Below are 12,541 nucleotides of genomic sequence, written 5' to 3'. Positions count from 1 at the left end.
GCAACGGGGCCCGTCTCCACTCGGACCGTTGCGAATACCGCAATTCAGTGGATGTCACATGTCGGGGGGATTACCGCAGATGACGGCCGAGACAGTTTCATCGCCGCGACGCACGCGCACCAAACCGATTCTCATCGGACTGGGGGTGATTCTCGTCGCACTTATCGCGTTCGGAGCCTGGCTGGCCTATACCGCGAACTCGGCCCAGAATTCACTGACCGCCACGCGCGACGCCGCCCAGCAGGCCAAGACCGCGCTGCTCGAGGGCAATGTGGACGCCGCTCGCGAGGCCGCCGCCCGCGCCGCGGCGTCGGCCGCACAGGCCCGGGACGACACCACGTCGATCCCGTTCTCCGTCGCCAAAGCCGTTCCCTATCTTGGTGATCCGCTGGACACCGTTGCCGATCTGACCACGGTGGTCAAGGGTCTGGCGGACACCGTCCTGGTGCCCGTGGCCGATGCCGGCTCCGGTATCTCCCCGAAGTCGCTCGTCGCCGGTGCGGGTCGGGTGGACCTCGCGCCGCTGCGCACGGCGCAACCGATCCTCGAGAAAGCGTCGGCCGCGGCACGAACTCTCGCCGACGATGCGGGGGCAGTTCCCGAGTCACCTTTCGTGAGCCGGATCAATGATGCGCGCGAACAATTGCAGACACAGACGAGAGACCTCTCGGGACTTCTCACCAATACCGCCATCGCCAGTCGACTTCTGCCCGCGATGCTCGGCGGAGATGGACCGCGAAACTACTTCCTGGCGTTCCAGACCAATGCCGAAGCGCGCGGGACGGGTGGACTTCTGGGCGGATTCGGCATCATGAACGCCGACAACGGTGCGGTGACCGTGCAGAAGTTGGGCCCGAACACCGAGCTGCCCGTCACCGCCACCCCGATCGACCTCGGGGCCCAGTACGCCGCGCTGTGGGGCCCGCGCAACACCACCACCGACTTCCGCAACTCCAACGCCAGCCCCAACTTCCCCTACGCGGGGCAGATCTGGGCGTCGATGTGGCAGCAGCGCAGCGGTCAGCGCCTCGACGGCACCATTGCCACCGACCCGATCGCGTTGAGCTACATCCTGGGCGCCACCGGCCCGGTGACCTTGGCCGACGGGGAGTCGATCTCCGCCGACAACGTGGTGCAGACCACCCTGTCGACCGCGTACGCCCGCTTCGGCGACGACCAGACGGCGCGCAAGCAGTATCTGCAGGACATCGCCGCCGCGGTGGTGGCCAAGGTGACCTCGGCGGCCGGGTCCAACCCTCAGGGCCTGGCCGACGCGTTGGGCCGCGCGGCCGGTGAGGGTCGGCTGGCGGTGTGGAGTGCGAACCCCGACGAGCAGAAGACCATCGCCGACACTCGCATCGGCAGTGCGCTGCCGCAGGAGCAGGGGCCGTTCGCGTCGGTGATCGTCAACAATGCCGGCGGCAACAAGCTCGACTACTACCTGCGGCGCGAGCTGTCCTACACCGGTGGCGACTGCTCGGGCGATACCCGCACCACCACGGTGACGGCCACCCTCACCAATGCCGTCGACCCCACAGGTCTGACCCCGTACGTGGCCAGCACCTTCCGCACGGACGTGCCCTTCGGTACCAACGAGTCCATCGTCTACCTGTACGCGGCAGTGGGGTCGAAGATCACCAAGGTCACCTCCAACGGCCTGCCCGCGTTCACGGTGCAGACCGGTGTGGAGCTGGGGCATCCGGTGACCGCGGTGTACGTGACCACTCCGCCGGGCAAGACCTCGACGGTGCAGTACACCGTCACCGAACCAACGGCGCCGGGCGAACCGGATTTCCCCGTTCAGCCGCTGGTGGACACCCCGAAGGTCACTGTCGAGGTGCCCACCTGCAAGTAGCGGGCTACTTCGCGTGCGAGGCGCGGCGGCCGCGGGGGCCGGGGCTGTTGGTCTCGGAGACCTGCACCACGCCGAGCTCGCTGATGGTGGCCGGGATGATGTCGCCCTGCTTGGGGAGGGTGTGGTCGGTCTCGTAGGAGTACCGGTAGTCCTCGGCACGCTTGCCCTTGAGCGGGGTCATGGTCATGACCGAGCCGATCACCGGGATACCCACCTGGGTGAGGTTGCCGATGGCGCGGGTGACCTCGTCGTTCTTGGTGTGCCCGTAACGCGTGACCAGGATGGCGCCGTCGGAGAACGCGGCCACCACGGCGGCATCGGTGACCGGCAGCAGCGGCGGCGCGTCCACGATCACGTAGTCGAACATCCCTGCCAGCTCGGCCAGGGTGCTGCGGGCGGCCTCGGAGCCGAGCAGCTCGGACGGGTTGGGCGGCAGCGGACCCGAGGCGAGCACCTCGAGGCCCACGAAGGCGGTGGGCTGGAGAACATCGCCGACGTCGGCCTGGGCGGCGAGCACGTTGGACAGCCCGGCCGCGCCGACCATCCGGAGGTACTTGCCCACACGCGGGCGGCGCAGGTCGCCCTCGACCAGCACCACGCGGTGCCCGGCCTCGGCCAGCACCAGGGCGGTGTTGATCGCGGTGGTGGTCTTGCCCTCGGCGGGAATGGCGGAGGTGACCACGATGACGCGCGGCGGCTTGTCCACCTCGAGGAACTGCAGGTTGGTGCGCAGTTCGCGGAACGCCTCGGCGCTGGAGGTGGAGTCGGTGGCGAAGGAGATGGTGGCGTTCTCGGCGAGCTTGGTGTCGAGCGGCACCACACCCACCACCGGGGCACCGGCCAAGCGTGCGAGGTCCGCGCGTTCCTTGACGGTGTTGTCGAGACGATCACGCAGCACCGCCAGGGCGATACCGAGCAGCAGGCCGACGGCGAATCCGAGGGCGACGTTGCGCTTGGTGTTGGGCGAGACCGGCGTGGAGTTGACCTGCGCCGGCTCGACCACGCTCACCTTGGCGATGGCGGCCCCGCCGCTGGGCGGTGTCTCGAGCTGCTGGACGAACACCACGAAGGTGTCCCCGATGGCGTTGGCGATATCGCGGGCGCGGGTGGCGTCGGCGTCGGTGACGGAGACGTTGATCAGCACGGTGTCCGGGCTCGAGGTCGCCTTGACCTTGGCGGCCAACTCGGCCGGTGTCAGCTTCAGACCCAGCCGGTTGATGGTGTTCTGCGCGACGGATTCGCCGGAGAGCAGCTGGGTGTAGGAGGCGACGCGCTGCTGCGAGGCGAGGTTGCCCTGGTAGGCGTCGGTCACCGAGGAACTGGCCGTGCCGGTGGTGGAGACGTACAGCTTGACCGTGGACGAGTACTGCGGCGTCGCGATCAGCGAGTAGGCGAGGGCAGCGGCGGTGGCCACGACGGTGGTGATCACGATGATGATCCACCGTGCACGTAGGACCTTGATGTAATCCGAGATGTCCACTGTCGATTCCCCCTGCTTGCCACGGACCGGACCGACGAACGAGCGGCCGGTTTCGGGGTCAGACTAAACCGGACCGAGCCGTACGGCACATCGGCGGATCGAATGGATGTCGAAGGTCATTACTTTCCCCGAGGTAATTCGTGCCTTTCCAAGAGGCCGAGCAGGTAATCGCCGTAGCCGGATTTGGCGAGTTTCTCGGCGCGTTCGCGCAGCTGCGCATCGTCGATGGCGCCCACCCGCCAGGCCGCCTCCTCCGGGCACCCCACCTTCAATCCCTGACGGTGTTCGATGGTGCGGACGAACTGCGAGGCCTCGAGCAGGGAGTCGAAGGTTCCGGTGTCGAGCCAGGCGGTGCCGCGCGGCAGCACGTCCACCCGCAGGCTGCCCTGCTCCAGGTAGGCGCGGTTGACGTCGGTGATCTCGTACTCACCGCGGTCGGACGGCTCGAGATCGCGAGCGATGGCAACCACGTCGTTGTCGTAGAAATACATTCCGGGCACTGCGAACGGACTCCGCGGAACCTTCGGCTTCTCCTCGAGGGAGATCGCGACCCCGGATCCGTCGAACTCCACCACGCCGTATGCGGTGGGATCGGCAACCTGATAGGCGAATATCGACCCACCGTTCAAACCGGCGAATCGTGACAACTGAGTACCCATGGTGGGGCCGTAGAACAAATTGTCACCGAGAATCAGCGCCACATCGTCGGTGCCGATGAAATCCGCACCGAGCACGAAGGCCTGCGCGAGACCGTTGGGCACCTCCTGCACGGCGTAGGTGATCGAGATGCCGAACTGTGACCCGTCACCGAGAAGTCGGTGGAACTGCGGACCATCGTGCGGGGTGGTGATCACCAGGACGTCGGTGATCCCGGCGAGGATCAGCGTGGAGAGCGGGTAGTAGATCATCGGCTTGTCGTAGACCGGCACCAGTTGTTTGGATACACCGAGCGTGATGGGGTGCAGCCTGGTCCCGGACCCGCCGGCAAGAATGATTCCGCGCATGGTGTGCATCCCCCGTGTCCACTGCTCCCACCGCGCGCCGATACGCGCGGGGACCTGGTCGGCCTCATGGTAGTGCCGGTATCGCCCTACCCGACGAGTCGGCGGGCGTTCATTGGTAGCCTTCACAGTCTGAAGGGGCCGTGCGGCATCGAGGAGGTGTGCGGAGTGTTCGGCAACGATCCCGGCCTTCGCCGCGGCCTCACTCGCATCGACACGCGCATCCGCTACGTGATCGCGATGCTCGTCCCCGGTTTCGCACTCGTCGCCCTGCCCGGCATCCTCTCCTCGGAGGGCCCGGGGCCGGGGTGGCCACGCATCATCGCCTTCGCGACACTGCTGACCACCATTCCGGCGGGGCTCCTGGTGGCCCGGACCGTGGAGGGGTTCTCGTGGGCGTACGCGCCCAATCACAACCTGCGCGGCACCTTCCTGTTCGCGCTGTACGCGGACATCGGCGTGGCGACGGTGGTGTTCACCTTCTCCGATCACACCGCGGCGCTCATCGGCTGCGCGTTGCTGGCGCTGGTGAGCACATATCTGGCGTACTTCGGCCTGCCGTGGATGGTTCTGGTGCACATGGCCTTCACCACCGGCGTCATCGTGGTCCTGACTGCGCTCGCGCTGGGCCAGGACCGCTACGACACCCCTGCCGTGCTCTTCCGAGCGCTGGTGGTGCTGATCGCCGTCAACGGCACGGTGTGGGTCACCAGCATCACCTCCCGCGCATATGAGGACATGCTCACCCGGCAGATGAACCGGGCCCAGACCGACCCGCTCACCGACGTCCTGAACCTGCGAGGGCTGCACGTCTTCGCCGGTGAGATGGCCGAGACGAACCGGGGCACACTGGGTTTCATGCTCATCGATGTAGACGACTTCAAGGCCGTCAACGACGTGCACGGGCACGTGGTGGGAGATACGGTGCTGGTGCTCGCCGCGCGCCGGCTGCGATCGCACTTCGGTTCGCGCGCGGTGATCGCCCGCCGGGGCGGCGAGGAGTTCGTGGTGGTGATGCCGGGAAGCATCGAGGACCTCACCCGCGAGGCCGAGGCGGTCAAGTCGCTGCTCTCCAACAGCGGCGACGCCGTGCCGGTGACGGTGAGCATCGGCGTCTCGGTGGTGCAGTCCAACCCGCTCTCGCCCACCAACGCTCTGGTCACGCACGGCATGCACACCTCGGATATGGCAATGTATGCCGCCAAGGCCGCCGGGCGTGATCGCGTCGCCATTCATCGCGACAACGAGGACGCCGCCACCACGCTTTGAGGGTCCGGGTTCGGCTCTGAGGATTCGGGGTCGGCAAACCTCGCGGTCAGGGCGCTGTCAATCGCTCGCCGACGGACCCGCGTTACGCCGCGAACCGCAATGGTGCTAATGGTCGCAATTGTCAAACAATAGCTACCCCCGGGGGCTCGCATCGTGCACCCTGTTGTCTGTGACCATACAGATCTGGACCTTGGTGCTCGCCGCCGTCGCTGCGGCCGGCGGTCTGTTCGCTGCGTTCAACTCCGCGCGTGCCGGCTCGAGAACGGAGGGCGAGCGCAGCCGCGCCCTGGCCCTCTACACCGGTGGTGGCGACGGCCCGGCCCGCGAACAGTCGATGCTCGACGAGTCGCGTGACCGGGACCAGGTCACCGAGCGCTACCAGGAGCTGCTGGTCTCGCTGCACGAGTTCCACCGCACGTACGTCGACTACGTGGAGCCGACCATGCTGCACACGGCCGAGCCCAACGCCCACGAGGTGTACGCCCGCATCAACCACGCGATGAGCGAGCTGGTCACCGTGGCCCTGCGTACGCAGCTGGTGGCCCGCCACCGCGCCCGCCCGGTCATCGCCGCCCTGTTCCAGGTGCAGACGTCGGTGATGGTGCCGGTGCCCGGAGCCAACGGCATCCCGATGGTGGCATTCGAACGGGCGCAGGCCGAGCGTGAGTACTCCACCACTCTGCTGTCGATGCTGGTCAAGGCAACGCGCGCCGATCTCGGGCTGCTCGATCCGGCCGAGGAGGCGCTGCTGATCATGGAGATGAAGCGCACCGGCGTGTTCACCGGGGTGGTCTCCGATCGCTCGCTGGCCGCGGGCCGCAACGCCGACGAGCTGCGCGATCTGCTGCTCGCCTACGGCGTGGCCACCGTCAAGGGCGCCGATCACCAGTACTTCCTCGAGCCGGGCCTGATGCGGCCGTTCCAGGCCGCTCACCCCGCGCTGACCGGTGTGGTGCACGCGCTGCTGATCCAGGACCGCGACTGGGTGGGCCTGGCCGTGCGATCGGATCTGACCGAGCCCGAGGTGCTCTCGGTACTCGATCGGGTGGTGCGCAATGTCGAGAGCGGCCTGCGCGACGATCAGTTCTGGGATCTGCCCGATGGCGCTCGCGCATTCTCGTACCGCGCAGACTGACCATTTGTCACAATGGCGGTGAGGCGTTCGCCGTAACAGCGGCGCCTGGTTCGGGGATACATGGTGCGACCTTCATGAGCCCTACGCCCGAAACGAGGAGAGCATGGCCTCCCGCCATTCCGTCAAGCGCCGTCGCTTTCGCGTGCGCAAGGCAGTGGTTCTGCGCATTCTGGCCGGGCTGGCGGTGCTCGCCCTCGGCGCCGGGCTGACGGTGCTGATGGTGGATCGGCGGCAGGACATCATCGCGGCCGCGGCGCCTCGCAACACCGCGTCCGCCCCGGCGGCGTCCACGGCCCCCAAGCCCGGCTCGCTGCGCCCGACCATCCAGACCACCACGTCCGCTCCCCCACCGCCCGCGGCCGCACCGGCACCGGCACCGACCCCCGCCGACACCATGGTCGCGTCGGGCACCGGGGACGACGAGGCGTTCACGTCGTTGCTCACGGTCTCGGGGTACGACACCGCTCCGGCGAAGATCGCCTCGTACATCGCTCTCGCCAAGGGTGCGTGCTCGCAGCTGGCCGATGGTCTCGGCGGCCCGGAACTGATCGCTCAGACGCGCCGAACCGCGGCGCAGAACGGCCTGACGGAGAAGGACGCGGAAGGGCTGATCTACATCGGCGTGGCCACCTACTGCGCAGGCCAGTCCGCGCTGTTGCCCTGATCGGGAGCGGTCGCTAGCGAGTCCAGCAGCAGGCCGCGCACGTGCACTCGCCGTGCGGCGGAGGCTTGCTGCCGCGCGGCCCGGTGAGGCTCAGAGCCGCCAGAAGCCACCGGAGAAGTCCCACAGTTCCAGGGTACCCGGGGCGATCGGGGTGCTGACCCGCGCTCATCGTCGCGCTCCTGGCGTAGCAGCGGCCCTGTCCAGCGCCGCGGCGATCTGCGGCGCCAGCAGTTTGGCGGAACCGTCCCCGAGGTGAAAGCGGTCGCGGTAGAGCAGTTGGTTACCCGCGATCGGGTCGCACATCTGAGTACAGAGCCAGGGCGCCGGGTCGACGTAGGTGGCGGCGGTTCCGGCCACTGCCACCTGCTGGGCCCGGCTGCTACCCGGGTCGACGACGTCGGCCAGCGTATCGGCGCAGGCGGCCGTGTCGGTGAGGTGAGCCGACAGGCACACCGCCGGGTCGCTGGTCCAGGTCGGGGTCTCCCCCATAACGACGGTGGTGGCGGTGGTGGGCAGGCGGCGGATGGTGTCGACGAGCCCGTCAGCGTATGCCGCGTCGTAGTCGTCCGTGCTGCGCGACCCGACCCACGTGTCCCGGTATCCACTGCCCTGGCCGGCGAGCACCACCATCGTGGGGTTCAGGGCGGCGATGGTGCGCAGGGCCTGCTCTCGGATCTGTGCGCAGTCGGTGGCTGGTCGGCGGACGCCCTGCGGGAAGGGGACCCGATCCTGCTGCCTCATCGCCAGGCGCGCTGGTGGGCAGCCCGAGTCGGTGATCACCACCAATGCCAGTCCGCGGTCGGTGGCCCACTGCGCGATCGGTGAGAACCACTGTTCTGCCCGCGAATCACCGAACAGCACCATGGTGCGAGACGACCCGACCGCACCGAATCGGCACGACCCGCTGGTGCGCGTCGACCCGCACCCGTCGGCGTCGATCCTCGGCAGATCTGCGGCTGCGGCGGCCAGCGTGGGGGTGATGTTGGCCGGGACCACCGGCGGGAAGGCGCTGCCGGTGGCGATCGACTGAGCGGTGGGCGCGGCGACGACGACGTCGGTGGTGAGCTCGGGCAGCGTGGTGGCCACCAGGGATGCCGCCACCACCACCGTGAGGGCACCGGCGGCGGTGGCGACCGTGCGGCCGGTGCCGGGGATCAGCCAGTTGGCGCGGCGGAGCGGGGTCTCCACCAGGCGATGCGTGGCCCACCCCGCCACACCGCTGACCACCAGCAGCGCCAGCGCCTCGGGCACGGTGAGGGTGCGCCCGAGCAGCAGGGCGGTGATCGCCAACACCGGCCAGTGCCAGAGGTAGACGGGGTAGGAGATGGTGGCCAGGGCCTGTAGGGGGCGCAGCGCGAGGAGCGAGATGGGCCCGCCCGCCGCGTTCGCGCCGTGCAGGATCGCCAGCGTGGCCAGCACCGGGAGCACGGCGAGGGCGCCCGGCACGGACGTGTCGACGCCGTAGAGGGAGAACGCCGTCACCAGGCCCACCACGCCGAGCCACCCGACGAACGCGCGCCCTTGCTCGCTCGTCCGGGCATATCGGCGTGGAGCTGCGAGCAGGAACAGCAGTGCCCCGGCGCCGAACTCCCACGCCCGTGTGGGCAGCAGCAGGTACGCCCAGCTGCTGTCGACGGGCATGAGCGCGAGATAGAGGATCAACGACGCGACGGTGCCGACCGCCACGCCGACCACCAGGTGCAACCAGGAGCGGAACCAGCGGCTGAGGAGCAGGACGGCCGCGCACCCGACGGCGAACTGCGCGGCCAGGGAGATCGACCAGAAGTGCGCGAACACCGACACCGGCTGCGCGCCGGCGGTGCCGTTCCAGCCGGACCAGAGGTTCGTCACGTTCAGGGCGGCGGCGAGGGCGTCGCGGCCGACGGCGGGAACGAGCAGCGGCGGGAGCAGTATCGCCGCGGCCACAACCGTCAGGAGCGTGACCACCAGGGCGGAGGGCAGAACCCGCCGCGCGCGGTGCGCGAGGAACTCCGTGACACCCATCCGCGAGGTGATCAGGTTTCCGGTGACGAGATATCCGGCGATGACGAACACGACGTCGAATCCGACAAATCCCCCAGATGCCCCTGGAACGCGGGCGCTGCACAGCAGAATCAGGATGAGGGCAATTGCCCGCAGACCGTGGATATCGGTCCGGAATCCCACCCGTCGACGCTGCGGAAATGCTCCGACGAGCGCTGTGAACGCACCATTGTCGGTCGGATGATCGACGTGCGGTTCGGTGGTGGCCACGGGGTGAGCATAGTGTCTGAGCTGCGGTTTCAGGCGCGGAGGGAAACATACGTGTTGCCCGATATTGAGAATCGGAGAGAGCGATTGGTTCGTTACCGGCCTACATTTCGGCGCTGCAATTGTCATTCTCCGCGCATTGTCGTCCACCTGGTTTCGCTGCACTCGAGGATGCAGGATGCGCACTTCCGTGCTCTGACGCCTCGCGAACCATCGACACCCACCACGTCGGCGCACTGCACATGCAAAACAGATCGCCACACGCCCGGGCCGCCCAGCAGCCACAATGAGCCGTGCAACCCGACAGCCGACCCGACCACGACGCATCCGACGACGCCGCTTTCATTCCTGCACCGTGGCGTCCATACGTTCGCCGAAACTGGAAGCTCATCAGCATCGTCGTTGCCGCGTCGAGCACCGTCATCGGCATCGCTCTCACCCTCCCTTACGCTTGGACCTGGTTCCTGGACCAGCACCTTGACCCCGCACACGGCACCGTCATCGGCGGAATGTTCGTCGGCCTCGCGGCAGCCATTGCATATACGGGCACGCATTTGAGCCGCCGAAGCGCCGAACGCATAGCCGCCGACAAGAACGCCCTCGACGAGAACACCGCCAAGCGCGCCCATGAACTTGCCGTCACTCAGGAACTCCGCGCACGATTCGTCACCATTGCCATACAGTTCGCTGACCCCTCACCCGAGATCAGGCTCGCCGCTGTGTACGCCCTCGAAGCCCTGACCGACGACTGGATCGACCGGGAGGCTCACCACGAAGCCCAGACCTGCATCAACTACTACTGCGGATATCTCACCCGCCCGTACACTCCGCCCACCGAACACCCACACCTACGCCAGACCGTGGCCACATCCGACGCCGCTACGACTGTTCAGCGCACCTATACCCATCCTCGCGACGACCTCCATGTCCGGCAGGCCATCACCCGTACCATTGCCACCCACACCCGCCCCAACCATCACCACGACTGGACCGCGTTCGACTACGACCTGAGCCGCGCGTACTTCTACGACGCAGACTTCGCTGGAAGCCTCTTCAGACGAAGCGCGTCGTTCAGCGGGGCAGAGTTCCACGGTGAGTCAACGTCGTTCATCGGTGCGCGGTTCCACGGAGAGATGACGTCGTTCGACGGTGCGCGGTTCCACGCAGAGTGGACGTCGTTCCATGGTGCGCAGTTCCACGGAGAGTGGACGTCATTCGACGGTGCGCAGTTCCACGCAGAGTGGACGTCGTTCCACGATGCGCAGTTCCACGCAGAGCGGACGTCGTTCGACGGTGCGCAGTTCCACGGAGAGTGGACGTCGTTCGGCCGTGCGCAGTTCCACGGAAAGGGGACGTCGTTCGTCGATGCGCAGTTCCACGGAAAGGCGATGTGGTTCGACGATGCGCAGTTCCACGGAAAGGCGACGTCGTTCCACCATGCGCAGTTCCACGGAGAGAAGACGTCGTTCGACGGTGCGCAGTTCCACGGAGAAACGACGTCGTTCGACGGTGCGCAGTTCCACGGAGAGCGGACGTGGTTCGACCGTGCGCAGTTCCACGGAGAGCGGACGACGTTCGACCGTGCGCAGTTCCACGGAGAGGCGACGACGTTCGGGCGTGCGCAGTTCCGCAGCGCGCGGACATCGTTCCGCAACCCGGCCTCGTGGATTAACGTCTATTTCGACTGGGCCCCACACGTCCCATATGCCGTCATCGCACCGAAACCCGACACCGTGTTCCCCGCTGACTGGCCACCCACCGTCGTAACCCCCGAGTGATCACGTGCGTCGGCCTGCAGACAGGCAGCAATCGAGGACCCTGAGTTACTGGGAATCTGCGAGATACAGACCGTGCGGAATTGGCACCACCAGTGCGGGGTTACTCCCGAATGGAATCGCGGTTGGCTCTGAACCACTCGACGGTGCGTGCAAGGCCCTCGTACATGCCCACCTTGGGGGCCCACCCACTCCCCCGCAGGGTCGACACGTCCAGCAGCTTGCGGGGTGTCCCGTCGGGCTTGGAGGTGTCCCATTCCATCTCGCCTTCGAAACCGACGACCTCGGCCACCATCTCCGCGATCTCCCGGATCGTGTGGTCCTCGCCCGTGCCGACGTTCACCTGTTGGGGCCCATCGAAGTTCTCCAGCAGATGCAAACATGCCGACGCCATGTCATCCACATAGAGGAATTCTCGACGAGGTGATCCGCTGCCCCAGTTGGTCACCACCGGCGCGCCGGTCATCCGAGCTTCGTCGTAGCGGCGGATCAACGCCGGCAGCACGTGCGAACCCGACGGGGAGAAGTTGTCGCCCGGCCCATAGAGGTTGGTGGGCATCGCCGAGATCCACGGCAGGCCGTACTGCCGACGAACAGCCTGCACCTGGAGGATGCCGGCGATCTTGGCGATGGCGTACGCATCGTTGGTCGGCTCGAGCAGCCCGGTAAGGAGTGAATCCTCCTGGATCGGCTGCTCGGCAAGCTTCGGGTAGATGCACGACGAACCGAGGAACAGCAGCCGCTCGACCCCGTGCGCCAAAGCCGCGTCCAGGACGTTGACCTGCACCTGGAGGTTGTCGGAGATGAAGTCGACCGGGTACGTGCTGTTGGCAAGGATCCCTCCTACCTTCGCCGCCGCCAACACCACGACCTCCGGCTTGGTCTCGGCGAAGAAGTCGAAGACGACCTGCCGGTTACGCAGGTCCAGCTCGCTCGACGTACGGCCGATCAGGTTCTCGAAACCTTCGAACTCGAAGTGCCGCCACAGGGCGGAGCCCACGAGGCCACGGTGGCCGGCGATGTAGACGCGCGCACTGCGGTTCAGACTCTTGAACTCCACTTGGGCCACAGCAAGCCTCACTTCCGACGGACATTAGTTAGCAACGATAGAG

General features: G+C 67.1%; 9 protein-coding genes. 5 read left to right on the top strand and 4 right to left on the bottom strand.

Features of this window, described 5'->3' with window-relative positions; translation table 11 throughout:
• The first annotated feature begins 79 nt into the window (after positions 1-79).
• Positions 80-1,855 (top strand): DUF4012 domain-containing protein, encoded by a 1,776-nt coding sequence (locus ACY48E_RS03245; RefSeq protein WP_462870660.1) that lies wholly within the window; start codon positions 80-82, stop codon positions 1,853-1,855.
• A gap of 4 nt (positions 1,856-1,859) precedes the next feature.
• Here ACY48E_RS03245 and ACY48E_RS03240 read toward each other — a convergent pair whose 3' ends face one another.
• Together ACY48E_RS03240 and rfbA are read right to left on the bottom strand one after the other, a co-directional pair.
• Positions 1,860-3,335 carry a tyrosine-protein kinase domain-containing protein gene (locus ACY48E_RS03240; protein WP_462870659.1) on the bottom strand — a complete coding sequence of 492 codons (1,476 nt, stop codon included), beginning with the start codon at positions 3,333-3,335 and terminating at the stop codon, positions 1,860-1,862.
• Positions 3,336-3,454: 119 nt separating this feature from the next.
• The gene (gene rfbA, locus ACY48E_RS03235; RefSeq protein WP_462870658.1) at positions 3,455-4,339 is read right to left on the bottom strand and encodes a glucose-1-phosphate thymidylyltransferase RfbA; all 885 of its coding nucleotides are present in this window, start codon (positions 4,337-4,339) and stop codon (positions 3,455-3,457) included.
• A 165-nt stretch (positions 4,340-4,504) separates the two neighbouring features.
• Between rfbA and ACY48E_RS03230 the strand changes: the two genes are divergently transcribed.
• The 3 genes from ACY48E_RS03230 to ACY48E_RS03220 all read left to right on the top strand — a co-directional run bounded on the left by ACY48E_RS03230 (position 4,505) and on the right by ACY48E_RS03220 (position 7,404).
• Positions 4,505-5,605, top strand: a complete 1,101-nt coding sequence (locus ACY48E_RS03230) for a GGDEF domain-containing protein (RefSeq protein WP_462870657.1) — start codon at positions 4,505-4,507, stop codon at positions 5,603-5,605.
• Positions 5,606-5,774: 169 nt separating this feature from the next.
• Positions 5,775-6,740, top strand: a complete 966-nt coding sequence (locus ACY48E_RS03225; protein WP_462870656.1) for a hypothetical protein — start codon at positions 5,775-5,777, stop codon at positions 6,738-6,740.
• A 103-nt stretch (positions 6,741-6,843) separates the two neighbouring features.
• Positions 6,844-7,404: a DUF732 domain-containing protein gene (locus tag ACY48E_RS03220; protein WP_462870655.1), complete on the top strand. Its 561-nt coding sequence runs from the start codon at positions 6,844-6,846 to the stop codon at positions 7,402-7,404.
• Between the two features lie 165 nt (positions 7,405-7,569).
• On the opposite strand, the gene ACY48E_RS03215 is transcribed toward ACY48E_RS03220, so the two are convergent.
• A complete protein-coding gene (locus ACY48E_RS03215; RefSeq protein ID WP_462870654.1) occupies positions 7,570-9,657 on the bottom strand; it encodes an acyltransferase family protein in 2,088 nt (695 codons plus the stop codon).
• A gap of 290 nt (positions 9,658-9,947) precedes the next feature.
• Between ACY48E_RS03215 and ACY48E_RS03210 the strand changes: the two genes are divergently transcribed.
• Complete coding sequence (locus ACY48E_RS03210) at positions 9,948-11,432, top strand: pentapeptide repeat-containing protein (RefSeq protein WP_462870653.1); 1,485 nt, start codon at positions 9,948-9,950, stop codon at positions 11,430-11,432.
• 100 nt (positions 11,433-11,532) lie between these two features.
• Here the strand turns inward: ACY48E_RS03210 and ACY48E_RS03205 are convergent, their stop codons facing one another.
• Positions 11,533-12,489 (bottom strand): GDP-L-fucose synthase family protein, encoded by a 957-nt coding sequence (locus ACY48E_RS03205; protein ID WP_462870652.1) that lies wholly within the window; start codon positions 12,487-12,489, stop codon positions 11,533-11,535.
• Between the last annotated feature and the right edge of the window lie 52 nt (positions 12,490-12,541).

Source organism: Rhodococcus sp. AZ1, from assembly GCF_054979605.1.
This window is presented reverse-complemented; position numbering and strand designations above follow the sequence as displayed.